Annotated in this window: 23 protein-coding genes; 12 read left to right on the forward strand and 11 right to left on the reverse strand. The window is 74.5% G+C overall.

The window, feature by feature from the left end; translation table 11 throughout:
• Positions 1-30: 30 nt before the first annotated feature.
• The 8 genes from KUM42_RS17505 to KUM42_RS17540 are packed head-to-tail and all read right to left on the reverse strand — an operon-like array spanning position 31 to position 8388.
• Complete coding sequence (locus tag KUM42_RS17505) at positions 31-981, reverse strand: sugar kinase (protein ID WP_237493801.1); 951 nt, start codon at positions 979-981, stop codon at positions 31-33.
• A complete protein-coding gene (locus KUM42_RS17510; protein ID WP_237493802.1) occupies positions 978-2060 on the reverse strand; it encodes a Gfo/Idh/MocA family protein in 1083 nt (360 codons plus the stop codon). Before KUM42_RS17510 ends, KUM42_RS17505 begins: the two co-directional genes overlap by 4 nt.
• Positions 2057-3019, reverse strand: coding sequence for an aldo/keto reductase (locus KUM42_RS17515; protein WP_237493803.1), 963 nt, complete (start codon positions 3017-3019; stop codon positions 2057-2059). The genes KUM42_RS17510 and KUM42_RS17515 overlap by 4 nt, the downstream gene beginning before the upstream one ends.
• Positions 3016-3972, reverse strand: coding sequence for an NAD(P)-dependent oxidoreductase (locus KUM42_RS17520; protein ID WP_237493804.1), 957 nt, complete (start codon positions 3970-3972; stop codon positions 3016-3018). Before KUM42_RS17520 ends, KUM42_RS17515 begins: the two co-directional genes overlap by 4 nt.
• Before the next feature lie 6 nt (positions 3973-3978).
• Positions 3979-5493 (reverse strand): aldehyde dehydrogenase (NADP(+)), encoded by a 1515-nt coding sequence (locus tag KUM42_RS17525; protein ID WP_237493805.1) that lies wholly within the window; start codon positions 5491-5493, stop codon positions 3979-3981.
• A complete protein-coding gene (locus tag KUM42_RS17530; RefSeq protein WP_237493806.1) occupies positions 5490-6383 on the reverse strand; it encodes a fumarylacetoacetate hydrolase family protein in 894 nt (297 codons plus the stop codon). Before KUM42_RS17530 ends, KUM42_RS17525 begins: the two co-directional genes overlap by 4 nt.
• A gap of 5 nt (positions 6384-6388) precedes the next feature.
• Positions 6389-7546 (reverse strand): mandelate racemase/muconate lactonizing enzyme family protein, encoded by a 1158-nt coding sequence (locus KUM42_RS17535; protein ID WP_237493807.1) that lies wholly within the window; start codon positions 7544-7546, stop codon positions 6389-6391.
• Entirely contained in the window at positions 7543-8388 is an 846-nt protein-coding gene (locus KUM42_RS17540; RefSeq protein WP_237493808.1) for a ribonuclease activity regulator RraA, read from the reverse strand. The genes KUM42_RS17535 and KUM42_RS17540 overlap by 4 nt, the downstream gene beginning before the upstream one ends.
• A 595-nt stretch (positions 8389-8983) precedes the next feature.
• Between KUM42_RS17540 and KUM42_RS17545 the strand changes: the two genes are divergently transcribed.
• From KUM42_RS17545 to KUM42_RS17560, 4 genes are read left to right on the forward strand one after another with little or no spacing between them, the layout of a single operon-like run.
• The gene (locus KUM42_RS17545) at positions 8984-10492 is read left to right on the forward strand and encodes an ABC transporter substrate-binding protein (protein ID WP_237493809.1); all 1509 of its coding nucleotides are present in this window, start codon (positions 8984-8986) and stop codon (positions 10490-10492) included.
• Positions 10493-10520: 28 nt separating this feature from the next.
• On the forward strand, positions 10521-11558 hold the full coding sequence (locus tag KUM42_RS17550) for an ABC transporter permease (RefSeq protein WP_237493810.1): 1038 nt from the start codon (positions 10521-10523) through the stop codon (positions 11556-11558).
• Positions 11555-13531, forward strand: coding sequence for a dipeptide/oligopeptide/nickel ABC transporter permease/ATP-binding protein (locus KUM42_RS17555; RefSeq protein WP_237493811.1), 1977 nt, complete (start codon positions 11555-11557; stop codon positions 13529-13531). Before KUM42_RS17550 ends, KUM42_RS17555 begins: the two co-directional genes overlap by 4 nt.
• Complete coding sequence (locus KUM42_RS17560; protein WP_237493812.1) at positions 13528-14508, forward strand: ABC transporter ATP-binding protein; 981 nt, start codon at positions 13528-13530, stop codon at positions 14506-14508. Before KUM42_RS17555 ends, KUM42_RS17560 begins: the two co-directional genes overlap by 4 nt.
• Positions 14509-14551: 43 nt before the next feature.
• On the opposite strand, the gene KUM42_RS17565 is transcribed toward KUM42_RS17560, so the two are convergent.
• Positions 14552-15592, reverse strand: coding sequence for a LacI family DNA-binding transcriptional regulator (locus KUM42_RS17565; RefSeq protein WP_237493813.1), 1041 nt, complete (start codon positions 15590-15592; stop codon positions 14552-14554).
• Between the two features lie 277 nt (positions 15593-15869).
• Here KUM42_RS17565 and KUM42_RS17570 point away from each other — a divergent pair, with 277 nt between their 5' ends.
• Genes KUM42_RS17570 through KUM42_RS17600 form a run of 7 tightly spaced genes read left to right on the forward strand, consistent with a single transcriptional unit; the run spans position 15870 to position 22872 of the window.
• The gene (locus KUM42_RS17570; RefSeq protein ID WP_237493814.1) at positions 15870-16985 is read left to right on the forward strand and encodes an alcohol dehydrogenase catalytic domain-containing protein; all 1116 of its coding nucleotides are present in this window, start codon (positions 15870-15872) and stop codon (positions 16983-16985) included.
• On the forward strand, positions 16982-17752 hold the full coding sequence (locus KUM42_RS17575) for an SDR family NAD(P)-dependent oxidoreductase (protein ID WP_237493815.1): 771 nt from the start codon (positions 16982-16984) through the stop codon (positions 17750-17752). Before KUM42_RS17570 ends, KUM42_RS17575 begins: the two co-directional genes overlap by 4 nt.
• A 14-nt stretch (positions 17753-17766) precedes the next feature.
• Complete coding sequence (locus KUM42_RS17580) at positions 17767-19503, forward strand: IlvD/Edd family dehydratase (protein ID WP_237493816.1); 1737 nt, start codon at positions 17767-17769, stop codon at positions 19501-19503.
• A gap of 16 nt (positions 19504-19519) precedes the next feature.
• Complete coding sequence (locus tag KUM42_RS17585; protein ID WP_237493817.1) at positions 19520-20533, forward strand: NAD-dependent epimerase/dehydratase family protein; 1014 nt, start codon at positions 19520-19522, stop codon at positions 20531-20533.
• Complete coding sequence (locus KUM42_RS17590; RefSeq protein ID WP_237493818.1) at positions 20530-21426, forward strand: SMP-30/gluconolactonase/LRE family protein; 897 nt, start codon at positions 20530-20532, stop codon at positions 21424-21426. The genes KUM42_RS17585 and KUM42_RS17590 overlap by 4 nt, the downstream gene beginning before the upstream one ends.
• Positions 21423-22067, forward strand: a complete 645-nt coding sequence (locus KUM42_RS17595) for a bifunctional 4-hydroxy-2-oxoglutarate aldolase/2-dehydro-3-deoxy-phosphogluconate aldolase (protein WP_237493819.1) — start codon at positions 21423-21425, stop codon at positions 22065-22067. Before KUM42_RS17590 ends, KUM42_RS17595 begins: the two co-directional genes overlap by 4 nt.
• Positions 22068-22095: 28 nt before the next feature.
• Entirely contained in the window at positions 22096-22872 is a 777-nt protein-coding gene (locus KUM42_RS17600) for an alpha/beta fold hydrolase (RefSeq protein WP_237493820.1), read from the forward strand.
• A gap of 19 nt (positions 22873-22891) precedes the next feature.
• Here the strand turns inward: KUM42_RS17600 and KUM42_RS17605 are convergent, their stop codons facing one another.
• Positions 22892-24502, reverse strand: a complete 1611-nt coding sequence (locus KUM42_RS17605) for a glycoside hydrolase family 13 protein (RefSeq protein WP_237493821.1) — start codon at positions 24500-24502, stop codon at positions 22892-22894.
• Between the two features lie 177 nt (positions 24503-24679).
• Between KUM42_RS17605 and KUM42_RS17610 the strand changes: the two genes are divergently transcribed.
• Entirely contained in the window at positions 24680-25156 is a 477-nt protein-coding gene (locus KUM42_RS17610; protein ID WP_237493822.1) for a DUF4396 domain-containing protein, read from the forward strand.
• 20 nt (positions 25157-25176) lie between these two features.
• On the opposite strand, the gene KUM42_RS17615 is transcribed toward KUM42_RS17610, so the two are convergent.
• On the reverse strand, positions 25177-26262 hold the full coding sequence (locus tag KUM42_RS17615; protein ID WP_237493823.1) for an ATP-binding protein: 1086 nt from the start codon (positions 26260-26262) through the stop codon (positions 25177-25179).
• Positions 26263-26264 lie beyond the last annotated feature (2 nt).

Raw genomic sequence — 26264 nt, forward strand, 5'->3', positions numbered from 1 at the left:
CGCCCCGGGGACGCCCGGGGCGGCCGCCCCTCAACGCTGGACGGCGTCGTCCCCGCGGCCCAGCGCGGCCAGCTCGCGGCGGGTGGGGGAGCCCTCCCAGTCGCCCTCGACGGTGCAGGCCAGGGCGCCGCAGCCGACGGCGGTGCGCAGCCGGTCGGCCGGGGCGAGCCCGGCCAGCCGCTCGGCCAGCCAGCCGGCGACGAAGGCGTCGCCGGCGCCGACGGTGTCGACGACCTGCACGGGCACGGCGGGGGAGCTGAGGAGCTCACCGTCCACCAGCGCGCAGGCACCCTCGGCACCGAGCTTGAGCACCACCTCGGCCGGGCCGCGGGCGGTCATCCGCTCCAGCTGCGCGCGCGGCTCACCCTCGCCCACGAGCGGGGCGAACTCGTGCGGAGACCCGAAGACGACGTCGACGTCGGGCAGCAGCTCGCCCAGCGTCGCCGCGTACTCCTCGACGCCCCACAGCCGGCTCCGGTAGTTGAGGTCCAGCGACACCGCGACGCCGGCGGCCCGCGCCCAGTCCACGGCCGTGCGGGCGGTGTCGCGGGCCTGCGCGGACAGGCTGAAGGTGATGCCGCTGACGTGCAGCACGCCGGCCCCCTCGACCAGGCCGCGGTCCAGGTCGGCGACGTCGAGGGCGGAGCCGGCGCTGCCGGTGCGGTGGTACCAGACCCGGGAGGCCTCGGCGCTGCGCCGCTCCTTGACCATCAGCCCGGTGGGCCGCTGCGGGTCGACGGTGGCCTGCACGTGCACCTGCTCGGCCCGCAGGTCGCGCAGCACCAGCTCACCCAGCTCGTCGTCGCCCACCCGCCCGGTCCACGCCGTCGCGGTGCCCAGCCGGCTGGCCGCGATCGCCACGTTGGACTCGCTGCCACCGGTGCCCAGCAGCAGCTCGCGCTGGTGCCGCAGCAGCCCGGGGCGGCTGCTGGCCACCAGCGCCATCGTCTCGCCCAGGCAGACCAGGGCGGGCGGGGTCACCGCGCCCACGGCGGGAGGGGCGTGTCGACCGGTGCGCCGGTGGCCAGCGACCGGTGCACGGCCAGCGACACCAGGTGGTCGTGGCAGGCGTCGGCGAGGGGGTAGGGCCCTGGCCCCTCGTCCCGGGCCCACCCGGCCGCGTCGACCATCACCGAGGCGATGGCGATCTCCTCGTCCATCAGCCGCAGGCCCAGGAACGGGTTGCGCCAGAGCACCTCCATGCCCAGCGACAGGTGCTCGGTGTCGGCGCCGTCGAGGTTGAGGTCGTGCCCCAGCTGGGAGCGGGCGATCGTGGCGGTCACCACGGTGCGCTCGGCGACGAGCCCGACCACCGTGTCGTCGACGATCTCCCCGGAGCTGCCGCGGACCACCATGCGGCGCCGGCGCAGCCGGTTGTGCCACTGGTTGTCGGTGAAGTCGTAGAGCCCGGAGGCCCCGTCGCCGAAGTCGATCGTGGCCAGCACCGTGGCGGCCTCCTTCGGCTCCGGGTCGTCGGTCCAGCCCGAGCGGCGCAGCGGGTCGACCAGCGGCGCGGTGAGCGAGGTGGCCGACACCCGGGTGGGGCCGAGGCCGACGCCCAGGTGCCGGCGCATGAGCGCGACCGCGTGGTAGTCGTGGGTGGAGGAGACCTGCACCGAGGTGGGTCGGCCGATGTGCCCGCGGCGCACCACCTCCTGGCGCGCGGCGTGCGTGGGCATCGACGGGTACTGCTCGGCGACGTGCACCAGGTCGCGGGCGCCGAGCGACGACCACAGCGCGGCCAGCGCGGCCTCGTCGCTGGCCGGCGGGGTCTCGGTGAGCACGTGCACCCCGCGCCCGACGAGGTCGGCCAGCACGTGCGGGTTCTCGGTGCGGGGCACGCTGCTCACCACCAGCTCCGGGTGCTGCGCGTCGACGAGCTCCGCCGCGGACCCGTAGGCGGGCACGCCCCACTGCCGGCCCAGCCGCTCGACCGTCTCCGGCGTGCGGGCCGCGGCCCCGACGAGGGTGAACCGGTCCGGGAGCAGCCCGGCCAGCCGGGTGAAGAACTCCGCGCGCCAGCCGCCGCCGACGACGGCCAGCCGCACCGGCGCGGTCATCCCAGCCACGTGCGGGACGGCGGGGTGAGCGCGTCCAGCTCGGCCCACAGCGCCCCGGGCACCGGGACGGCGGCCAGGTCCAGGGTCTGCGCGAGCCGCTCGGGCCGGGTGATGCCGACGATCGTCGAGGTGATCCGCGGCTCGCGCGTGGAGGCCTGCAGGGCCGCCGCGGCCAGCGGGACGCCGGCCCGGTCGCAGGCCTCCTGCATGGCCAGCACGCTGTCCCGGACGGCGTCGCTGACGTCGCGGTAGGCGTAGCGCGGCGCGGCCGCCGGGCCCTTGACCAGGATGCCGCCGCCGAACGGGGCACCGTTGACCACCGCCACCCCGGCCGCGGCGCAGTCGGCCAGCAGCGGCTCGGCGGAGCGGTCCAGCAGGGTCCACCGGTTGTGCGTGATGACGACCTCGAACAGCCCGGTGTCGACGAAGCGGCGCAGCATGTCCACCGGCCCGCCGGCCACGCCGAGGTGGCCGATCCGGCCCTCCTCGCGCAGCGCGACCAGCGCCTCGACCGGCCCGCCGGGGGCCATCGCCGCCTCGAAGCCGATCTTCTCCGGGTCGTGCAGGTGCACCACCGGCAGGTCGGTCAGCCCTAGCCGCTCGCTGCTCTCGGCCAGCGAGGCCCGCACGCGCGCGCCGGAGAAGTCGTCGCTGCCGGGCGCCGGGTCGACCTTGGTGCTGAGCAGGAAGCCCGGCGGCAGGCCGCCGATCTCCCGCAGCGCCGCGCCGATGCGCTGCTCGCTGGCCCCGGCGCCGTAGCTGTTGGAGGTGTCGATGAACCGGATCGGGCCGGCGAACACCGCCCGCAGCGTCTCCAGTGCCTGGTCGTCGGCGACCTCGTAGCCGTAGATGCGCGGGATGCTGCCGATGGCGCTGGTGCCGATGCACAGCGGCGGCACCGACAGCCCGGTGCGGCCCAGCGGGCGGGGGGTGAGCACCTGGTCCTCTGCCCGGGTCATCGGGTCCCTCCTCCGGTCGGTGCGTCGCTGGTCGTTGCGGTGCCGGGCCGGACGACGTTCTCCAGCGGCCGGCCGTCGAGCCACCGGCACACCTGGTCGGCGACCAGCTGCCCGGCGCGGTCCCGCCAGCCGACGGCGCCGCCGCCGACGTGCGGGGTGAGCACGAGCCCCGGCGCCGCCCACAGCGGGTGGTCGGCCGGCAGCGGCTCGGGGTCGGTCACGTCCAGCACCGCCCGCAGGCGCCCGGACACCAGCTCGGCGAGCAGGGCGGCGGTGTCCACGATCGGCCCGCGGGCCACGTTGACCACCACCGCGGAGCCGGGCAGCCGGGCCAGCAGCGCGGCGTCGACGAGCCCGCGGGTCGCGTCGTCCAGCGGGACGGCGAGGACGAGCGCGTCGGCGGTCGCGCACAGCTCCGGCAGGTCGGCGACCGCGGCCACGCCGTCGCGGGCGGTGCGGCCGCACAGCGTGGTGCGGGCACCGAACACCTGCAGCGCCGCCGCGACGGTGCGGGCGATGTCACCGGCGCCCACGACGACCACGTGCCGGCCCCAGGCGGTCTCGGCCTGCACCGGTTCCCAGCGGTGCGCCCGCTGCTGCTCGGCCAGCGCGGGCAGCGCGTGCCAGTGCGACAGCAGCCCGGTGACGGCCAGCTCGGCGGTCGAGGACCCGTGAACGCCGCGGCCGTTGCAGATGGTCAGCCCCGGCGGCGCGAGCGGCAGCCACGCCTCGGTGCCGGCCGAGAGCACCTGCAGCACGGCGGCCGCCGGCAGCCGGGTGAACTGCTCGGCCGTCCAGCCCGCCTTCGGGTACGGCGGGACGACGACCGACACCCGGTCCAGCCCGGGCGGCGGCTCCGCGTGACCGTCCCAGACGACGACCTCTGCCTCGGGGGCGACGGCGCGCAGCCGGTCGGCGAACCCGGCGTCGGGCACGCAGACGGTGGTGGTCACCCGCCCTCAGCCCAGCGTCGGCGTGCCGTCGATGCGGCGGGGGAGACCCGGGGTGCGGGGCTCGTCGCGCAGCTCGTCGGGCAACAGGTCCGCCGGCACGTCCTGCAGGCTCACCGGGCGCAGCCACCGCCGGATCGAGGTGGTGCCCACGCTGGTGTGCAGCGGGTTGGTGGTGGCCGGGTAGGGGCCGCCGTGGTGCATCGCCCAGGACACCGCGACACCGGTGGGGAAGGCGTTCCAGACCACCCGGCCCACGCTGCCCATGGCGTGCTGCAGGACCTGGGCGGCCAGCGGGTGGTCCTCCTCGTCGGCGTGCACGGTGGCGGTGAGCGCGGGGCCGAACCGGCGGAGCGCGGCCAGCGCCTCGGCCTCCGAGCCGTACTCGACCAGCACCAGCACCGGGCCGAAGCACTCGTCGGTGAGCGGGGCCCGCACGGCGTCGACGTCGGCGCGCAGCAGCAGCGGCTCGCCCCACCAGCCCTGCCCGGGCCGCTGCCCGCCGCGGGCCAGCACCTCGACGCCGGGCAGCGAGGTGAGCCGCTCGGTGCCCTCGGCGAAGGAGTCGGCGGTGCGTTCGCTGAGCATCACGCCGGCTGCGGCGTCGGCCACGTAGCTGATCAGCGCGCGGCGGATCTCCTCGCCGTCCGGCCCGGCCGGGATGAGCGCCACGCCGGGCTTGGTGCAGAACTGGCCGACACCGAGGGTGAAGGAGGCGGCCAGCCCGGCGCCGATCTCCGCGCCGCGGTTGCGGGCGGCCCCGGGGGCGACGAGCAGGGTGTTGAGCGCGCCGAGCTCGCCGTAGAACGGGATGGGGGAGGGGCGGGCGGCAGCGAGGTCGGCCAGCATCCGGCCGATCTCCAGCGACCCGGTGAACCCCACGGCGGTGACCGCCGGGTGCTGCACCAGCGCCGAGGCGGCCTCCCGGCCGTAGACCAGGGCCACCACGTCGCCCTGCACCCCGGCGGCGCGGGCGCCCTCCAGGAGCACGTCGCGACAGAGCACCGAGGTGGCCGGGTGGGCACCGTGCACCTTGGCGATGACGGGGCAGCCGGCCGCCAGCGCGGATGCGGTGTCGCCGCCGGGCACGGAGAAGGCGAAGGGGAAGTTGCTGGCCCCGAACACCGCCACCGGCCCGAGCGGCAGCAGCATCCGCCGCAGGTCCGGCCGCGGGCCCATCGGCGTCGGGCCGGCGTGGTCGATGGTGGCCTCGAGGTAGCCGCCGTCCTCCAGGACCTCGGCGAAGAGGTCGAGCTGGTAGGCGGTGCGGGTCAGCTCACCGTTGAGCCGCTGCGGGCCGAGCCCGGTCTCCCGGTCGGCCACCGCGACGAGCTCCTCGCGGTGCGCCTCCAGGGCGGCCGACATCGCCCGCAGCACGGTGGCCCGCCCGGCGCGGCCCAGCGCGGACAGCTCGGCGGCCGCCTCCAGGGCGCGCGCGCAGAGCTGCTCGAGGTCGTCGGTGGTGGTCGAGACGTCGAGCTCCTCGACGGTCGTACCGGTGCGTGGGTCGATGCTCGCGATCATGCTGGGGCCTCCTCGACCAGTCCGCGGACGACCGGGTTGGTCAGCGTGCCGACCCGGTCGATGTCGATGTGCACCGTGTCGCCGGGGGTCAGCGTGAACGGCGGGGGCGGCACCAGGCAGGTGCCGGTGGACAGGACGACGCCGTCGGGGTGGACGTCGCCGCGCATCAGGAACCCGACCAGGTCGTCGAGCCTGCGGTGCAGGGTGGCGGTGCTGGCCGTGCCCGACCACTCCGGCCGGCCGTCCCGGGTGATGGTCAGCGCGATGGCCAGGTCGTAGGGGTCGGGCACCGCCCACACCGGGGTGATCCACGGGCCGACCGCGCAGCCGCCGCTGTAGACCTTGGCCTGCGGCAGGTAGAGCGGGTTCTCGCCCTCGATGCTGCGGGAGGACACGTCGTTGCACACGGTGTAGCCGACGACCTCGCCGAAGCGGTTGACCACCAGCGCGAGCTCGGGCTCGGGGACGTCGACGGTGGAGTCGGCGCGCACCCCGACCGTCTGCCCCGGCCCGCGCACCCGCCAGCCCACGGACTTGAAGAACAGCTCGGGCCGGTCGGCGTCGTAGACCAGCTCGTAGACGTCGGCGGCCTGCTCGCTCTCCTCGACGCGGGCCTCGCGGGAGGTCTCGTAGGTGACCCCGGCGGCCCACACCTCGGTGCGGCCGTCGACGGGGGCGAGCAGCTCGACGTCGGCCAGCGGGACCGGCTCGCCGTCGGGTGGGGTGGCCAGCCGGTCGCGCAGCTCGTCGAGCCGCAGCGACCACAGCTGGGCCAGCGAGGAGACGCCGGGCAGCGCGGTGACGGCGCCGTCGGCGTGCACACCGACGACGGGGTCCGGGCTGCCGGCCCGGCGGAACCGGACCAGCTGCCGGGGGGAGGGGGAGGTCACGGGCGTCAGCTCCCGAAGTCGTGGGCGAGGTGGGCGCGCATGCGCTCGGTGTCGAAGCCGAGGCCCAGGCCCGGCCGGGTGGGCAGCCGCAGCCGGCCGCCGGTGTTCTCCAGCGGCGCGTCGAGGAACTCCTCGTAGCGGCTGAGGTCGGTGTCGCTGGACTCCAGCCGGTAGAAGTTCGGCGTGGTGACCATGACGTGGGCGCCGGCGACGAGGTTGACCGGGCCGCTGGCGTCGTGCGGGGAGACCGGCACGTACCAGGCCTCGGCCATGGTGGCGATCTTCTTCAGCTCGCTGATGCCGCCGGTCCAGGTCACGTCGGGCATGACGAAGTCGGTGAGCCGCTCGCTGAGCACCGGAGCGAAGTCCCACCGGGTGTGCAGCCGTTCCCCGACCGAGATCGGGAGGGGCACGCGCTCGCGCACCTGGCGCAGGGCGTCCCGGCTCTCCGGCGGCACGGGCTCCTCGAACCAGTGGACGTCGGTGGTGTCGGCGAGGGCGTTCCCCAGCCGGATCGCGGTCGGGACGTCGAAGCGGCCGTGCGCGTCGACCAGCAGCTCGACGTCGGGCCCGGCCGCCTCGTGGATCAGCGCGGTCAGCGCCAGGGCACCCCGCTCGCCGTCCCGGTCCAGCCGGCCGTCGAGGTAGGCGTCGTTGTCGGCGGGCTGGTCGGCCGCGTGCGGGAACGGGTCGAACTTGATCGCGGTGTGCCCGGAGTCGACGATGCGGCGGATCTCGGCGACCACGCCGTCCTCGTCGACGAAGCGGCTCTGGTCGGGGTGGGTGTAGAGCAGCAGGTCCTCCCGGACCGGCCCGCCGAGCAGCTCGTACACCGGCTGGTCGAGCGCCTTGCCGCGCAGGTCCCACAGCGCGATGTCGATGGCGCTGACCACGGTGCAGGCCAGGCCGCGGCTGCCGCTGTAGGTGAAGGAGCGGAACGTCTTGTGCCACAGCGCCTCGATGCGGGCGGCGTCCTCGCCGACGAGCAGGTCGTTGAGCTGGTGCAGCAGCGCCCCGGTCGCCCGGTTGGCCGCCCGCGTGGTGGTGGTGATCTCGCCCCACCCGGACAGGCCCTCGTCGGTGCGGACCTCGACGAAGAGGAACTCGCCCCAGTAGGAGGCCGACGACCGCACCAGCCAGGGCACGATGCGGCTGATCTTCACGGCTGCAGCCCCCGGGCCCCCTGCGGCACCGGCACCGAGGTGTCGTCGGTGATCGGCTGGTGCGCGACGTGCCCGTTGCCGTCGAGCCGGGCGGCGGCGTTGCGGCCGGCGCCGTCCTGCTCGGCACGCCACTGCTCGTACTCGGGGCGGGCGGCGTCGCTGAGCGGGTAGTAGCGGCGCAGGTCGCCGCCCTCGGCCAGCCGGATCCGGGAGAACTCCTCCCACTCGGCGTGCTGGCCGGCCTCCTCGAGCAGCCGGGGGGCCAGCGCGATCGGCACGACGACCGCGCCGTCGTCGTCGGCGATGATGATGTCGCCGGGCACGACCACGGTGTTCCCGCAGGCGACCGGCACGTTGACCGCCGTGGGGAAGATGTCGGTCTGGGAGTGGAAGTTCGGGGTGGTGCCCCGCAGCCACATGCCCAGGCCCAGGGTGCTGGCGGAGGGGAAGTCGCGGATGCAGCCGTCGATGACCACGCCGACCCCGCCGCGGCCGGCGAAGTAGGTCAGCATCATCTCGCCGAAGACCCCGCTGGTCATCGAGCCGCGGGCGTCGACGACGACGATGTCGCCGGGCTGGGTGTGGTACAGCACGTGCCGGTGCAGCTGCTTCTCCGGCTCGGCGTACTCGTCGACCTGGTAGAGGTCCTCGCGCTTGGGCATGAACTGCAGGGTCAGCGCGGGCCCGGCGACGCTGATGCCCGGCGTCCGGGACACCGGGCCGCTGATGTGCGCCGAGCGGATGCCCAGGCGGTTGAGCTCGCTGCTGGCCGTGGCGCTCCCGATCAGCGACAGGCCGTGCACCAGCGCCGGGTCCGGGCGGACGATGTCCGGAGTCTCCACAGTGGGTCCCTCTCGTTCCTGCGACGCCGCCCCGGCCGCGGTGAGCGCGCTCGGACCCGGTCGTCACCCGGTGGGTCGGCCGGTCCACGGGGGTGACGCCCCAGTGACCCCGGTCTCTTTTCGGCGACACTAGCCCCCGGACCGGTTCGGTGGAAGACCGAAATTTCGAACCTGTTTCGGTCCCGGTGGTCCGGTGCCCGGACCGGTCGACCGCGCGGCTCCAGCTCGACGGCATCGGCGCAGGTGGAGGCGGGAACGCCGCCGTACCGGGCGTCCTCCTGCCCCGCGAGCTGCGAAAACGCGCTGTCGAACGCCGGGCGCGCGGCTCTTGACGGGTGATCGTCGACAGGTCTAGCTTCCGTCGAAAGTGATCCACGTCTCGAAACATCGAAACAACAGAGTTTCGACGTCCGGCAGCCGGTCGCGGACCAGTCCGCAGGCGCCGTGCGGGACGCAGCCCACTCGCTCCGACCGTCCGAGTCCTCCAGAGAAGGGCAAGCCCGTGAAGCGCCAGTATCCCGTCGTCGCGGTACTCGCAGCGTCCACGTTGGTCGTCACCGCCTGTGGCGGTGGCAACGGGGGCGGAGACGCCGCCGTGTCCCCCGACGACTACCAGACCGGGGGCACGTTCACCCTCGCGCTGGGCAGCGACCCGGGCAGCGTGAACCCCTACAAGAGCACCGGCGGGCTCAACCGCCAGATCTACGCCTTCGCCTACGACACGCTCGTCGGGCGGGGCGCCGACGGCAACGCGGTGCCCCAGGTCGCCAGCAAGTGGGACGTCACGCCCACCTCGGTGACCTACACGATCAAGGACGGCGTCACCTGCGCCGACGGCACCCCGGTCACGCCCAGCCTGATCGCCGCGGACTTCAACCGGATCAAGGAGAAGGACACGCTGTCGCCGTGGGTCGCGCTGTCGGTCCCGGTGGACTACAGCGTCGAGGCCGACGACACCGCGAAGACCTTCACGATCACCTCGGAGACGCCCTTCGGGTCGCTGCTGCAGGGTGCGGGCGCGGTGCCCATCGTCTGCCCCTCCGGCACCGACGACCCCGACTCGATCGAGCACGCCTCGGCCGGCTCGGGCCCGTACACGATCACCGAGTACGTGGCCGGTGACCACTACACGATGGCCGTGCGGCCCGACTACACCTGGGGCCCCGACGGCGCCGCGACGTCTGCGCCCGGCACCCCGGCGACCGTGCGGGTCAACTTCGCCGCCAACGAGTCGACGATGGCCAACCAGCTGGTCGGCAACCAGATCAACGCCGCCCAGATCACCGGCCCCGACCGGGCCCGGCTGGACAAGTCCAAGGGCATCCAGCGCTTCGACGTCCCGGTGATCGTCGGCGAGGTCAACTACAACCACGCCGCCGGCCGGGTGTTCGCCGACCAGGACGTGCGCGTCGCGGCGACCGCTGCGCTGAACCTGGCCGACCTGGTCCCGGTCAGCACCGCCAACCAGGGCGAGCCGGCGAAGAACCTCATCGCCGAGGTCCCGGTGCAGTGCCCCGGTGACGAGACGACCGGGTCGCTGCCGGACTTCGACGTCGAGGCGGCCAAGTCCGGGCTGGAGGCGGCCGGCTGGACCGCCGGACCCGACGGCATGCGGTCCAAGGACGGCCAGCCGCTCAAGGTGAAGATCATCTACCAGACCGGCGCACCGCAGACCGCCTCGGCCGTGGAGCTCATCGGTCAGCAGTTCGCCGCCGCCGGCATCGGCACCGACCTGGTCGGGCTCACCAACGCCGCGTTCTTGCAGACGCTCTACGAGACCGCGGACTTCGACATCTTCTACAGCGCCATCAACGTCGAGTTCCCCTACATGGCCACCACCTTCTTCGGTGGGGCCACCCCGGCCGACGGCGGCCGCAACTCCGGTGCGATCGCGAACAAGGAGTTCGAGGACCTCTCGGCGCAGGCCAAGGCGGCTCCGGCCGAGGAGGCGTGCGACCTGTTCACCCAGGCGCACAAGGCGCTGTTCGAGGCCGCCGACGTCGTCCCGATCTCCAACGGCAACCGGCCCTTCTACACGTCGAAGGCGACGCTGCAGACCATCGGCCTGTTCGCCGTCCCGACCAGCATCCGGCTGCTCAAGTAGTGCCGACGGGGTCGAGAGAGGCGGCGCAGTGAGCACCACCCAGGTCGTCGAGGGGGCCGTCGCGGCCTCCTCGGCCCCCGTCCCGCCGGCGGGCGAGCACGCCCGCCGGCGGGACGGCGGACGATGGACCTCCTTCATCGTCCGCCGGCTCGTCCGGCTCGTGCTCTCCCTGCTGGTGCTGGTCACGGCGACGTTCGTGATGGTCCACCTGATCCCGGGTGACCCGGTCGCCGGCGCCCTGGGTGCCGAGGCCACCCCGCAGCTGATCGAGCAGCGGCGGCAGGAGCTCGGGCTGGACCAGCCGCTCCTGCAGCAGTACCTGACCTACCTCGGGCACCTGGTGACCGGTGACTTCGGCAGGTCGATCGTCACCGCCTCGCCGGTGTCGGACCTGATCACCCAGCGGTTCCCCAACACGCTCAAGCTGGCGCTGCCGGCGTTCGTGCTGGTCATCCTGCTGGCGCTGCCGATCGGGCTGGCCACCGCGGTGCGCACCCGGGGCGGTCGCGGGCGCACCACCCGCAGCGTGTTCGTCGGCGTGACCGGGCTGCTCAACTCCGTGCCCGACTACGTGCTGGCCACCCTGCTCAGCGTGCTGTTCGTGGTGGGCGTCCAGCTCTTCCCGGCCGCCGGTGACGAGGGGCTGGGCTCCTACGTGCTGCCGGTGACCGCACTCGTCGTGGGTCCCGCCGCGTCGCTGGCCCGGATCGTGCGGGTCGAGGCGCTGAAGGTCCTCGACGCGGAGTACGTGCGGGCGGCGAAGTCCCGCCGGCTGCCGGTGCGGCTGCGCTACTGGCGGCACGTGCTGCCGAACATGCTCACCGCCTCGCTGACCTTCGGGACGCTCATCCTGTCCGGCCTGGTCGCCGGCACGGTGCTCGTCGAGAACGTCTTCGGCTGGCCGGGTGTCGGCACGGTCATCTCCCAGGCCGTGATCCAGAAGGACTACCCGACGGTGCAGGGCGTGCTGCTCGTGCTGGGTGCCGCCGTCCTGCTGCTCAACATGATCGTCGACGTCCTGCTGGGCGTCCTGGACCCCCGATCGCGAGTGGGTGAGCAGTCATGAGCACCACGACCACGACCCCGACGGCCCGGACGGCCCCGACGGGCGCGCCGGACTCCCCGCGCAGGCCGAGCCGGGCGAGGCGGCTGCTCGCCGGTGGCCTCCCGCTGCTGCTCCTGCTGCTGCTGGTCTTCCTCTGCATCGCAGCCCCCAGCATCTGGGGCGACCGGGCCGAGGTCAGCAACGTCGCCGACGCCGGTCAGGGCATGAGCGGGGCGCACTGGGCCGGCACCGACGACCTCGGCCGGGACATCATCGCCCGCACCCTGGTCGCCACCCGCGCCTCGCTGGTGCTCGCGGTGCTGGCCACCCTGCTCGGTGCGGTGGTCGGCATCGCCCTCGGGCTGCTGTCCGGCGTCTCGCGCCGGCTCGGCCGCGTGCTGAGCGCGGTCATCAACCTGCTGATCGCCTTCCCCGCCCTGCTGCTGGCGATCTTCTTCGCGGTGCTGTTCGGCATCGGGTCGGTCGGCAGCGTGCTGGCGGTGGGCGCGGCCTTCACCCCGGGCTTCGCCCGGATCACCCAGACGCTCACCGCCTCGGCGGTCAACCGGGAGTACGTCGAGGCGGCGAAGGTGCTGGGCAAGAGCCCGGCCTACGTCCTGCTCCGGCACGTGCTCCCCAACATCGCCGAGCCGGTGATCCTCTACACGACCATCCACATCGGGACGGCGATCCTGTCGCTGTCCGGGCTGAGCTTCCTCGGCCTGGGGGTCCAGCCGCCGGCCTACGACTGGGGCCGGCTGCTCAGCGACGGGCTGACCCGCGTCTACATCTCCCCGGGTGCCGCGCTGGCCCCGGCGATCGCGATCGTGCTGGCCGGCCTCACCTTCAACATGCTGGGCGAGCGGCTGTCCGACGCGATCGGCGGCCGCGGCGGTGCCCCGCTCCGCACGGGCACCACGCCGCTGGAGGCCGTCTCGGTCACCGACGTCCCCGGCGACGACGACCGCACGGGTGACCGGCTGCTCGACGTACGGCACCTGCGGGTCCGCTACCCCGGGAAGCGCGGGGTCTCCATGCCGGTGCGCGACGTGTCCTTCTCGCTGTCGGCGGGGGAGACGGTGGGCATCGTCGGGGAGTCCGGGTCGGGCAAGTCCATGACCACCGCGGCCGTCGCCCAGCTGGTCGAGGCGCCCGGCAGCGTGGAGGCCGACGAGCTGACGTTCGTCGACGTCGACCTGCTGCACCCCGACGCGGCCAGCGACGCCGTGCTCGGCCGCACCATGTCCATGGTCTTCCAGGACCCGGGGGAGTCGCTCAACCCGGCGATCAAGATCGGCACCCACCTGATGGAACCCGCAGTCCTGCACCTGGACATGCCGAAGAAGACCGCCCGGGCCAAGGCCCTGGAGGCGTTGCGGGCGGTGGCCATCACCGACCCCGAGCGCCGCTTCCGCCAGCACCAGCACGAGCTGTCGGGCGGGATGAAGCAGCGGGTGAGCATCGCCATCGGCCTGATGGGGGAGCCGCGGCTGCTCATCGCTGACGAGCCGACGACCGCCCTGGACGTCACCGTGCAGCGGCAGATCCTGCGGCTGATCTCCGGGATCAGCCACCGCACCGGCGGCAGCCTGCTGTTCATCTCCCACGACATCGCGGTGGTCAGCGAGATCTGCGACCGCATCCTGGTGATGTACGCCGGGTTCGTGGTGGAGGAGGCGCCGACGGCCACGCTGCTGAGCTCCCCGGCGCACCCGTACACGGCGATGCTGCTGGCGGCCAGCCCGCACATGGGCATCGACAAGAAGGCGCCGCTGCCGGCGCTGGACGGCCGGATGCCCTCGGCCGAGGCGCAGCTGCCCGGCTGCTACTTCGCCGACCGGTGCCCGCGCAGCACCGACACCTGCCTCACGTCGCGGCCACCGCTGGCCTCGGCCGACCGGGGGGAGGGGCACCGGGTCGCCTGCTGGCACCCGGTCCCCGAGACCGACGTCCCCGCCGGCGCCACCCGGATCCCGGTCGAGGTGCTCCGGTGACCGCCGCCCTGGCGGTCGAGGGGCTGACCGTGCGGTACGGCGCGGCCACCGTGGTCCGCGACGTGTCCTTCGAGGTCCCGCGCGGGTCGGTGCTCGGCCTGGTCGGTGAGTCCGGCTCGGGCAAGAGCACCACCGCGCGGGCGATCGTGGGCCTGGCGCCGTCCACCGGCGCCATCCGGATAGGCGACGTCGACATCAGCCGGATGTCCGCGCGCCAGGCGCGGGCGGCCCGGCGCAAGGTGCAGATGGTCTTCCAGGACCCGCGGAGCTCGCTGGACCCGCGGTTCACCGTGGGGCAGTCGGTCGCCGAGGGGCTGACCGGCACCACCCGCGGCGCCGCCCGGTCCCCGCGGGTGCGCGAGCTGCTGGAACTGGTGTCGCTGGACCCCGGGCTGGTGGACTCGCGCCCGAACCAGCTCTCCGGCGGGCAGCGGCAGCGGGTGGCCATCGCGCGGGCGCTGGCCGCCGAGCCCGAGCTGCTCATCGCCGACGAGGTCACCGCCTCCCTCGACGTGTCGGTGCAGGCGGTGGTGCTCAACCTGCTCCGCCGGCTGCAGGACGAGCTGGACCTGACCATGCTGTTCATCAGCCACAACCTGGCCGTCGTGCGCTACATGTGCGACGACCTCGCGGTGCTGTTCAACGGCCAGGTCGTCGAGCAGGGCCGGGTCGAGCAGGTCATCGACCACCCCGAGCACCCCTACACCCGCTCCCTGATCGGGGCGATCCCGGAGATGGGGCAGCGCCGGCTGCTGTCCGAGGACGACGTCGAGGCCTCGGTGACCGCGGGGCCGGCGTCCGGGCCGGGCTGCGACTACCGGCTGCGGTGCCCGCTGGGGCCGGCCGCGCAGGCCGGCCGCGAGGTCTGCGAGACCACCGACCCGCAGGCGGCCGCGCAGCAGCGGGCGCACGCGGCGGCCTGCCACTTCGCGGCGTCCCGGCTGGTCGACGCGGCACCGGTGACGTCGGGGAGCTGACGGACGGCCCGGCCCGGGGCGCTGTACCCGGGCCGGGCCCCGCTCAGCTGCGCGGTGCGGCGGTGCTCTCCCGGACCACCAGCGTGGTGGGCAGCTCGGTGCGGCCCTCGGGGAGCGTGCCGCCGTCGCGGACGCTCAGCAGTGCGCGGATGGCGAGGGCGGCCACCTCGCGGATCGGCTGGCGGACCGTGGTCAGGCCCGGCAGCACCCACTGCGACATCGGGACGTCGTCGAAGCCCACGACGCTGAGGTCCTCGGGCACGCTGCGGCCGCGCTGCCGGGCCGCGGCGTAGACGCCCATCGCCTGCTCGTCGTTCGCGGCGAAGATCGCCGTGGGCGGGTCGGCGAGGTCCAGCAGGGCGAGCGCGGCGGTGACGGCCGAGGCGTAGTGGAAGTCGCCGTGCTGGACCAGCGCCGGGTCGGTCTCGATGCCGGCGCGGGCCAGCGCCGTGGAGTGCCCGGCGAGCCGGGCCTGGCTGCACAGGTAGCGCATCGGGCCGGTGATCGTGCCGATCCGGGTGTGCCCGAGCTCGAGGAGGTGGGCGGTGGCGGTGAGGCCGCCGCCCCAGTTGCCGGCGCCGAAGGACGGCAGGTGGGCGTCGAAGTCGCCGACCGGGTCGACCAGCACGGTCGGCGTGCCCATCTCCGCGGCACGCTGGGACTCGGCGGGGGAGAGGTCGGAGAAGGCCAGGATCGCCCCGATGGAGCTGCGCTCCTCGGCACCGTCGAGCCAGGCGCTGATCCCGGCGCTGCCGAGCTGCACCTCCGAGACCACCAGCGAGACCTGCGCGGCGGTGGCGATCGCACCCACGCCGCGGATCATCTCGGCGGCCCAGGGGGAGCCGGCGTCGTTGAAGACCAGGTCGACCAGCGCGCGCTTCTGCTGCCGGCGGACCGGGGGCCGGGTGCGCCGGGTGGTGTCCTTGACGTAGCCGTGCTCGGCGACGGTCGCCTTGACCAGGGCCCGGGTGCCGGGGGCGACGTCGGCCCGGTCGTTGAGGACCTTCGACACCGTCGCCGGCGACACCCCGGTCACCCGGGCGATGTCGGCGACGGTGACCCGTCCGGCACTCGTCTCGGTCACGTGTCTCCTCTGCGGCGGGCGGGAGCCCAGTCTGCGACCCCGGGACCGACCGCGCGCGGAACGCGGCGGCCGGATCCGGACGGTCCCGGTGCTGATCGAACGGTCCCATCGAAACACATCTCGAAACATTGACGACAGATCCGTTCGATCAATAGTGTTTCGACATCTCGGGGCACTGCCCCGTTCGGCCCGGCAATGACGGCGAGCCAGCTCCACCCACCCCGGCGGCACCACCGCGCCGGGGTGGGCGGTGGTGCCGCCTGGAAGAGGCGAGTCCATGCGCACCAGAGCCGCCGTCCTCCCGGCAGTCGGGAGCCCCCTGCAGGTCGAGGACGTCGACCTCGCCGATCCCGGCCCCACCGAGGTGCTGGTGCGGATCGAGGCCGCCGGGGTCTGCCACAGCGACTGGCACTACATGACCGGCGACCTCCCCTCCGCCCTCCCGGTCGTCCCCGGGCACGAGGGCGCCGGGGTGGTGGAGCGGGTCGGTGACCAGGTCACCCGGGTGCGCCCCGGCGACGCGGTCTGCCTGATGTGGCGGCCCCGGTGCGGGCACTGCGAGTTCTGCGTGACCGGCCGGCCGCAGCTGTGCCAGGCCGGCGCGGTGCACGCGGCCACCGGCGGGCTGCAGGACGGCACCAGCCGGCTGCGCCGCGCCGACGGCGGCGAGCTGTTCCACCTGCTGGGCGTCTCCTGCTTCGCCCAGCACGCGGTGGTCTCCGAGCGCGCCGTCGTCCCGGTGCCGGCCGACGTGCCGGCCGAGGTCGCCGCGATCACCGGCTGCGCGGTCATCACCGGGGTGGGCGCGGTGCTCAACGTCATCGGCGCCTGCGCCGGCCAGGGCGTCGTGGTCTTCGGCGCCGGGGGCGTGGGCCTGTCGGCCGTGATGGGCGCCGCGCTCTCGGGTGCCTCGCCCATCGTGGTGGTCGACGTCGTGCCCGAGCGGCTGGCCGCGGCCCGCCGGCTCGGCGCCACGCACACCGTGGACCCCCGCACGGAGTCCCTCGCCGACCTGGTCGAGGAGATCCGGCCCGGCGGGCTGGAGTGGGCCGTGGAGGCGATCGGCCGGCCCGACACCCTCACCGCGGCCGTCGACGTGCTGCGGCCGGGCGGGACGCTGGTCGCGGTCGGGCTGGCGGCGAAGGGCCGCACCTTCGAGGTGCCGGTCAACGTCCTGGTGCAGCGGGAGAAGCGGGTCGTCGGCAGCCTCTACGGCTCGGCCAACCCGCTCATCGACGTCCCGAAGCTGCTGGAGCTGTACCGGTCGGGCCGGCTGCCGGTCGACGAGCTGATCGGCGCCCGGTACCCGCTGACCGGCGTCAACGAGGCGTTCGCCGGCCTCACCGGTGCCGGCGTGGGCCGCGGGGTCCTGCTGCCGGGGTGGGCCGGGTGACCGGGCCCGGGTACGCCAGCTACCCCAGCCTGCGCGGCAAGGTCGTGTTCCTCAGCGGCGGGGCCACCGGGCTGGGCGCGGACTTCGTCACCCAGCTCGCCGCCCAGGGGGCCGCGGTCGGGTTCGTCGACGTCGACGTCCCGGGCGGTGAGGCGCTCGCCGCGCAGCTGGCCGGCGCCGCCGTGCCCCCGGTCTTCCTGCCCGCCGACGTCCGCGACGTCGGCGCGCTGCGGGCGGCGATCGCCGAGGTCGCCGACCGGCTGGGCCCGATCACCGTGCTGGTCAACAACGCGGCCAACGACGAGCGGCACGACCTGGCCACCGTGGAGCCCGACTACTGGGACGCCAACCTGGCGGTGAACCTGCGGCACCACTTCTTCGCCGCCCAGGCCGTCGTCCCGGGCATGCGCGCGGCCGGTGGGGGCTCGATCGTCAACCTCGGCTCGGTCACCACGCGGGCCCAGCTGGTCGGCATGCCCGGCTACATCACCGCCAAGGCCGGCATCGAGGGGCTCACCCACACCCTGGCCCGCGAGCTCGGCCGCGACCGGATCCGGGTGAACTGCCTGCTGCCCGGCTGGGTGATGACCGAGCGGCAGCTGCGCGGGCGCCTGGGCCCGGCGGCCGAACGCATGATCGAGGACAACCAGTGCCTGCCCGACCGGCTCGTCCCCCCGGACGTGACCCGGATGTTGCTGTGGCTCGCCGCCGACGACAGCTCGGCCGTCACCGCACAGAACCTGCACGTCAACGGAGGCTGGCTGTGAGCGAGGAGCACACGATGGACCGCACGGACGGAACGGGACGCCGCAGTCAGGAGTGGTTCGGCGCCGAGGGGCGCTCGGGGATGCTCTACCGGTCCTGGATGCGCAACCAGGGGTACGGCGCGGAGGTCTTCGACGGCCGCCCGGTCATCGGCATCGCCTCGACGTGGTCGGAGCTCTCCCCGTGCAACGCGCACCTGGACGAGGTGGCCGAGGCGGTCAAGCGCGGGGTGTGGCAGGCCGGTGGGTTCCCGCTGGTGTTCCCGGTGATGTCCACCGGGGAGACCCTCATGCGGCCCACGGCGATGCTCTACCGCAACCTCCTGGCGATGGTCGGCGAGGAGCTGATCCGGGCCAACCCGCTGGACGGCGTCGTGCTGCTGTCCGGCTGCGACAAGACCACCCCGGGCCTGCTGATGGCCGCCGCCAGCGTCGACCTGCCGGCGATCATGGTCACCGGCGGCCCGATGCTCAACGGCAAGTACCGCGGCCAGGACGTCGGCTCGGGCACCCACGTGTGGAAGTTCGAGGCCGAGGTCAAGGCCGGCCGGATGACCGTCGACGAGTGCCACGTCGCCGAGGGCTGCATGGCCCGCTCCAAGGGCCACTGCATGACCATGGGCACCGCCTCCACGATGGCCTGCATGGCCGAGGCGCTGGGCATGCAGCTGCCCGGGTCGGCGACCTGGCCGGCCGTCGACGCCCGCCGCTTCGAGGTCGCCCAGCAGGCCGGCCGGCAGATCGTCGAGCTCGTCGAGCGCGACGTCCGGCCCAGCCAGGTCATGACCCGCGGTGCGTTCGAGAACGCCATCCGCACCAACGCCGCGATCGGTGGCTCGACCAACGCGATCCTGCACCTGCTGGCCATCGCCGGCCGGCTGGGCGTCGAGCTCACCCTGCAGGACTTCGACGAGCTGCCGCTCCCGGTCCCCACGCTGCTGGACCTGATGCCCTCGGGCCGGTTCCTGATGGAGGACTTCTGCTACGCCGGTGGCCTGCCGGTGGTGCTGCGCCGGCTGGACGAGGCGGGGCTGCTCGCCCGCGACGCCCTCACGGTCACCGGCGAGAGCATCGGGGCCAACGTCGCCGACGCCGAGTGCTGGAACGACGAGGTCATCCGCACCATGGACGCCCCGCTGCAGCCGGCCGGCACCGGGACCGCGGTGCTGCGCGGCAACCTCTGCCCGGCCGGGGCGGTGCTCAAGCAGTCCGCGGCCTCGCCGGAGCTGCTGGTGCACACCGGCCGCGCGGTCGTCTTCGACTCCCCGGAGGCCTACCACGCGGTCGTCGACGACGAGGACCTCGACATCAGCGCCGACGACGTCATCGTCGTCCGGGGTGCCGGACCGCGCGGCTACCCGGGCATGCCGGAGGTGGCCAACGTGCCGCTGCCGGCGCGGCTGCTGCGCGCCGGGGTGACCGACATGGTGCGGATCAGCGACGGGCGGATGAGCGGCACCGGCTTCGGCACCGTCGTCCTGCACGTGTCGCCGGAGGCCGCCGTCGGCGGGCCGCTGGCCCTGGTGCAGACCGGCGACCGGATCACCCTCGACGTCCCGGCCCGGCGGCTGGACGTCGACGTCCCCGACGAGGAGCTGGAACGCCGCGCTGCCGTGCTGGTGCCCGCGGTGGTGGACGACCGGTCGGGCTACCGCTGGCTCTACCGCCAGCACGTGCTGCAGGCCGAGCAGGGCGCGGACTTCGACTTCCTCGTCGGCGGCCGCGGCAGCGCCGTCCCGCGCGACTCCCACTGACCGGACGGCGGCCGACATGACGAGCGTGCTGTACATCGGGGGGACCGGGGCGATCAGCGCCTCGTGCGTCGCGGAGTCCGTGCGGCTGGGGGACGAGGTGACGGTGCTCAACCGCGGCCGCACCGCACTCCGGCAGCTGCCGCCCGGCGTGACCACGGTGACCGCGGACGTCGCCGAGCCCGGCGCGCTGGAGGGCGTGCTGGCCGGCGGGTTCGACGTGGTGGTGGACTTCCTCTGTTTCACCGCCGAGGACGCCGCCCGCGCGGTCGCAGCCTGCCGGGGGCGGGTGCGGCAGTACGTCTTCATCAGCTCCGCGTCGGTCTACGACCGGTCCCGCGCGCGGCTGCCGGTGGTGGAGTCCTCGCCGCGCTGGCGGGAGGCGCCGGGCTACACCGGGGCGAAGATGGCCGCCGAGGACGTCTTCGCCGCCGCCCGGGCCGAGGGCTTTCCGGTCACCGTCGTGCGGCCCTCGCACACCTACGACGACGCGAAGCCGCCGCTGCCCGGCGGCTGGACCGACGTCGACCGGCTGCTGTCCGGGGAGGAGGTCGTCGTCCCCGGTGACGGCACCTCGCTGTGGACGCTGACCCACGCGAGCGACTTCGCGGTGGGGCTGGCCGGGCTGCTCGGCGACCCGCGCACGCTGGGGGAGACCTACCACGTCACCTCCGAGGAGGTGCTGCCCTGGGACGAGGTCTACCGGACCCTCGCCGACCTGGCCGGGGTGGTGCCGCGGCTGGTGCACGTGCCCGCCGACCTGCTGCCCGTCGCCGCCCCGGACTGGCGCTGGTCGGCGCTGATCGTGGGCGACCTGCGCTACAGCACCGTGGTCGACAACAGCAAGGTGCGCCGTGCGGTGCCGGCCTTCGCGCCGGTGGTCACCTGGGCCGCGGGCGCCGCCCGGCTGCTGGCCTGGCGCGCGGAGCACCCCGCGGAGTGCCGGCGCGACCCGGCCACCGACGCCGTGCTCGACCGGCTCGTCACCGGCGTGCACCGCAGTGCCGACCTGCTCCGGTCGCTGGTCCCGTGAGCGGCCGGGGACAGGTGGCGCTGACCAGCCCCTGGCTGCACGTGCGCCCGCACCACGGCGAGGGCGTCGTGTGGGACCAGCGGCACGACGCGCTGCTGTTCGTCGACGTCACGCCGGGGCGGGTGTGGGAGTTCCGCCCGGCCACCGGTGCGCTGAGCTCCTTCGACCTGCCCGGGACCGTCGGGGCGGTGCACCCGGTGGCCGACGACCGCTCCCTGGTCGTGGCCGACGGCGAGGGCATCGCGCTGGTCCGCGACGGCCGGGTCGCCGAGCGGCTGGCCGCACCGCTGGCCGGGCAGCCGGACCGCCGGATGAACGACGCCAACGTCGACCCCGCCGGCCGCTACCTGGCCGGCAGCATGGCCCTGGACCAGCGCCCCGGCGGCGGCGCGCTGTTCTCGCTGGGCGGGGACGGCGCGCTGCGCACCGTCATCGCCGACGCGGCGATCAGCAACGGGCTGGACTGGAGCCCGGACGGCCGGCGCTGCTACTACGTCGACAGCCCCACGCGCCGGGTCGACGTGTTCGACTACGACGTCGCCGACGGCTCGCTGACCGGCCGGCGCTGCTTCGCCGACGTCTCCGACGTGCCCGGCATCCCCGACGGGCTCACGGTGGACGCCGACGGCGGTGTCTGGGTGGCCTTCTTCGGCGGCTCGCGCGTCGTCCGGTTCACCCCCGACGGCGTCCCGGAGCTCACCGTCGACCTGCCGGTCGCGCTGGTCACCTCGTGCTGCTTCGGTGGCCCGGACCTCGGTGACCTGTTCATCTCCACGTCGACCGAGGGGATGGACGCCGCCGAGGTGGCGGCCCAGCCGGGCGCCGGCGGGGTGTTCCACCTGCGCCCCGGACAGCACGGCCGGCCGGCGACCCCGTTCCGTCCCGCGGCATGACCGTCACCGTGGCCGAGGTGTCCGCCACCGGGGTCATCGCGGTGCTCCGGGCGCCCTCGGCGGAGGCCGCCGTCCGCGCAGCCGATGCGCTCGTCGCCGGTGGCGTGACCGGCATCGAGGTCACCTACTCCACCCCGGACGCCGAGCGGGCGATCGCCGAGGTCGCCGACCGGCACGGGGACGCCGTCCTGCTGGGGGCGGGCACGCTGACCCGGCCGGAGCAGGCCGCGCGGGCCGTGGCCGCCGGTGCCCGGTTCCTGGTCAGCCCCGGCACCGAGCCCGGGCTGGCCCGGGCCATGACGGCCACCGGCGCCCTCGTGATGCTGGGTGCGCTCACCCCCACGGAGGTCATGGCGGCCACCGCGCTCGGCGCCGACGTGGTGAAGGTCTTCCCCGCCTCGCTCGGTGGGGCCGGGTACCTCCGGGCGCTGCGCGGGCCGTTCCCCGACGTCCCGCTGATGCCCACCGGGGGCGTGACCGCGGACAACGTGGGGGAGTGGCTGGCCGCCGGCGCCGTGGCGGTCGGGGTGGGCAGCGAGCTGTGCAGCCCGGCGGCGATGGCGGCCGGGGAGTGGGCCGCGGTCGAGCGCAGCGCCCGGCTGTTCAGCGCCGCCCTGAGCGGCGCCCGCACCGGCGCCTGAGCAGCCTGCGGGGCACTACCGTCCCGGCATGGAGACCCGGATCGGTGCCGTCACGGTCCACTCCGTCGAGCACGGCAGCGGGCCGCCACTGGTGACCCTGCACGGCGCCGGCGTCGACCACCGGGACGTCGAGGCCGCGCTCGAGCCGCTGCTGCAGGACTCCGGGCTGCGCCGCATCCACGTCGACCTGCCCGGCATGGGGCGCACGACGGCCGAGGGACTGACCGGCAACGACGACGTGGTCACCGTCCTCGGTGCGTTCCTCGAGCGGATGGCCGGCGGGCCGGTGCTGCTGCTCGGCCACTCCTACGGCGGGTACCTCGCCCGCGGCCTGGTCGCCCGGCGACCGCACCTGGTGCGCGGCCTGGCGCTGGTGTGCCCTGCGGCCGAGCGCACCGGTGAGGTCCCCGACCCGCAGGTGGTCCGGCAGGACGACGACGCGTACGACGAGCTGGACGCCGACCAGCGCGCGGGCTTCGACGACTACTTCGTGGTGCGCACCCGGACGACCGCCCGCCGGCACCGCGACTCGGTCGTGCCGGGCATGGCCGTCCAGGACGAGGTGGCGCTGGAGCGCGTCCTCGCCCGCTGGCCGGTCGACGTCGGCACCGGCAGCGAGGTGCCGACGCTGCTGCTGGCCGGCCGGCAGGACTCCGTCGTCGGGTCAGCCGACACCGTCGCGCTGCTCGGGCGGCACCCCCGCGCGACGCTCGCCGTGGTCGACGGCGCCGGCCACGCGCTGCTGCACGAGCGGCCCGAGGTCGCCGGCCCGCTCCTCGCTGACTGGGTCGCCCGGGCCGGCTGACCGACCCGGGCGCCGTCGGTCAGTCCTCGCTGATCCAGGCGGCGGTGTTCGCGGGCAGGGCGACGGTGCCCGGCGACTGGCGCACCGAGGTCGAGGATGCGAGCAGCACCGTGCCCGTCGTCCGCACCAGCACGGTCTCGGTGCCCATGTTGACCACGCAGCGCACCTGCTCGCCGTCCCCGGCGCAGTGCACGGTGAGGACGTCGCCGGTGGTCTCGACCGTCGCCTCGCCGGAGCCGAGCGCCGGGTGGGCCTCCCGCAGCGCCAGCGCCCGGCGGTAGAGGGTGAGCATCGAGCCGCCGTCGCGGGTCTGGGCGGAGACGGCGTAGCCGCTCCAGTCGGCCGGGATCGGCAGCCACGGGTCGGCGGCGCCCTCGGGGGAGAAGCCGACGCCGTCGGTGTCGTTCCACGGCATCGGGATGCGGCAGCCGTCGCGCCCGGCGCGGGCGCCCCCGCTGCGGAAGAAGATCGGGTCGGTCTTGGCCTCGTCGGGGACGACGGCCTGCGGCAGGCCGAGCTCGTCACCGGCGTAGAGGTAGGCAGAGCCGGGCAGCGCCAGCATCAGCAGCGCCGCGGCGCGGGCCCGGGCGGTGCCGAGCGCGCCACCGCCGAAGCGGGTGACCTGGCGGTCCTTGTCGTGGTTGCCGAGCACCCAGGAGACCGGGGCGCCGACGGAGCCGAACGCGTCCAGGGCGCTGCGCACGCCGTCGGCGAAGGCCTCGGTGTCCCAGCCGGACTTCAGCAGCCGGAAGCAGAACGACTGGTGCATCTCGTCGGGGCGCGAGTACAGCGCCACCTCCTGCGGGTCGGCCAGGCAGACCTCCCCGACGATCATCGTGTCCGGGTACTCGTCGCAGATCTCCCGCCACCGGCGCCACACGTCGTGCACCTCGGGCTGGTTCCAGGTCATCGCCTGTTCCGGCCCGTGGCCGAACAGGGTGGGGGAGTACGTCCCGGGGTTGTCCCGCAGCTCGGCGTCCTTGAACAGCCCGTACGCCACGTCGACGCGGAAGCCGCTGACCCCGCGGTCGAGCCAGAAGCGCAGCGTCTTCTCGAAGTCCGCGGCGACGGCGGGGTCGCGCCAGTTCAGGTCGGGCTGCTCGGGGGCGAACAGGTGCAGGTACCAGCGGCCGTCCGGGGTGCGTGACCAGGCGGGCCCGCCGAAGAGCGACTGCCAGTTGTTCGGCGGCTCCTCCGACGCGGGGGCGAAGTGGTAGCGGGAGGCCTCGGGGGAGTCCGCGTCGGCGAGCGCGGCCTGGAACCACGGGTGCTGGTCGGAGGTGTGGTTCGGGACGACGTCCAGCACGACCTTCAGGCCCAGCTGTCGGGCGTCGGCGACCAGCGCCTCCAGGTCGGCGACGTCGCCGTAGTCGGGGTCGACGGCCCGGTAGTCGGCGATGTCGTAGCCACCGTCGGCGCCGCCGGAGGGGTAGTGCGGGTTGATCCACAGCGCGTCGACACCCAGCCAGGACAGGTAGGGCAGCCGTGAGCGCAGCCCGGCGAGGTCACCGATGCCGTCGCCGTTGCTGTCGGCGAAGGACCGCAGGTAGACCTGGTAGACGACCGCCGACCGCCACCAGGGCGAGAGGGACGGGTGGGCCGCGACCTGCTGCTCGGTCGAGGTCCGCATCGTTGCGAGCCGACGTGACATGTCGCCATCATCGGCAGCCGCCCGGCGCGCTGTGTGCTGCAGGTCTCACCAATGACCGAGCCCGCGTCGGCAGAAGTAGCCAACGACTGCGCACGGACCCCTTGCGCCGGATACCCCCGGGGGGTACACAGACGTCGTCCGTCCCGAGGAGGCGTCATGCACGACAGCACGGTCCACCCGGTCCACGGCTCCACGCCGTCCGTCAGCTGGGCCATGGCGGCCCAGGCCACCCTGCACTGCCTCACCGGCTGCGCGATCGGTGAGGTGCTCGGCATGGCGATCGGGACGGCGGTGGGCCTGCCCGCCGCCGGCACCGTCGTCCTGTCGATCGTGCTGGCCTTCGTCTTCGGCTACGCGCTGACGATGCGCGGTGTGCTCCGCGCCGGCCTGCCCCTGCGGGCGGCGCTGGGCGTGGCACTGGCCGCCGACACGGTGTCCATCACGGTCATGGAGGTCATCGACAACACGGTCATGGTCGCCGTCCCCGGGGCGATGGACGCCGGCCTGGGCAGCGCGCTGTTCTGGCTGTCCCTCGCCGGGGCGCTGGCGCTGGCGTTCGTGCTCACCGTGCCGGTCAACCGCTGGCTGATGAGCCGCGGCCGGGGCCACGCGGTGGTGCACCAGCTGCACTGACCCCGGGGGGAGTCCGCCGGTCAGCCCCGTGGCGGCAGCTCCACGGTCACCGCGAGCCCGCCGGTCGGCTGGGCGGTGGCCTCGATGTGTCCGGCGTGCGCCTGGGTGATCGACCGGGCGATGGTGAGTCCGAGCCCGGCACCGCCGCTGTGGTCCAGCCGGTCGCCGCGGGCCCGCCGGAAGGGCTCGAACAACCGCGGCACGGACTCGGCGGGCACCAGCGGGCCGGTGTTGGTCACCTGCAGCACCGGCTGCCCGGGCGTCACGCGCAGACACACCTCGCCGCCCGGGACGTTGTACTTGATGCCGTTGTGGACCAGGTTGGCGATCAGCCGTTCCAGCAGCGCCGCCTCCCCGGCCACGACCACCGGCTCCAGGGCGGTCTGCAGCCGGACGCCGGCCGCCCCGGCCAGCTGCTGGTAGACCGAGGCGACGTCGGCGGCGATGGCGTCCAGCCGCTGGGGACTGCGGGTCACGACGGCCTGGTCGGTCTCGGCCAGCACCAGCAGGCCCTCGATGAGCGCCTCGTTGCGCTCGTTGGTGGTCAGCAGCTGCCGGGTGAGCAGCTGCACCTGGTCCGGTGTCGGGTCCCCGGACAGGCCGACCTCGATCAGGGTGCGCTGCAGGGCGAGCGGGGTGCGCAGCTCGTGCGAGGCGTTGGCGGCGAACCGGCGCTGGGCGTCGTAGCCCTCCGCGACCCGGTCCAGCATCGCGTCGATGCCCCCGGCGAGCTGGCCGAACTGGCCGCGGCGGGCGGGCACGTCGGTGCGCTCGGCGAGGTTCTGCGGCCCGAACCGCTGCACGGTGACGCTCAGCCGACGCAGTGGCCGCCCGCTCCACACGGTCAGCCCGACCACCGCTGCCAGGACCAGTGCACTGACGAGGACCAGCAGGACGACGGCCTCGAGGGGGTCGTAGTCCGAGGGCGCGCACCCGCTGGCGCCGACGTCCCGCCAGTCGTCCGAGCAGCGCAGGAACAGGGAGTCGTAGAAGACGGCGCGCCGGATGTTGGCCAGGTGCTGGTACGCCCACGGCACGAAGAGGCCGCCGAGCAGCAGGCAGGTCAGCAGGCCGAGGGAGGTCCGGGCACGCAGGGGCAGCCGCACGG

The sequence above is a fragment of the Modestobacter sp. L9-4 genome (genome assembly GCF_019112525.1).
Lineage (GTDB): Bacteria > Actinomycetota > Actinomycetes > Mycobacteriales > Geodermatophilaceae > Modestobacter.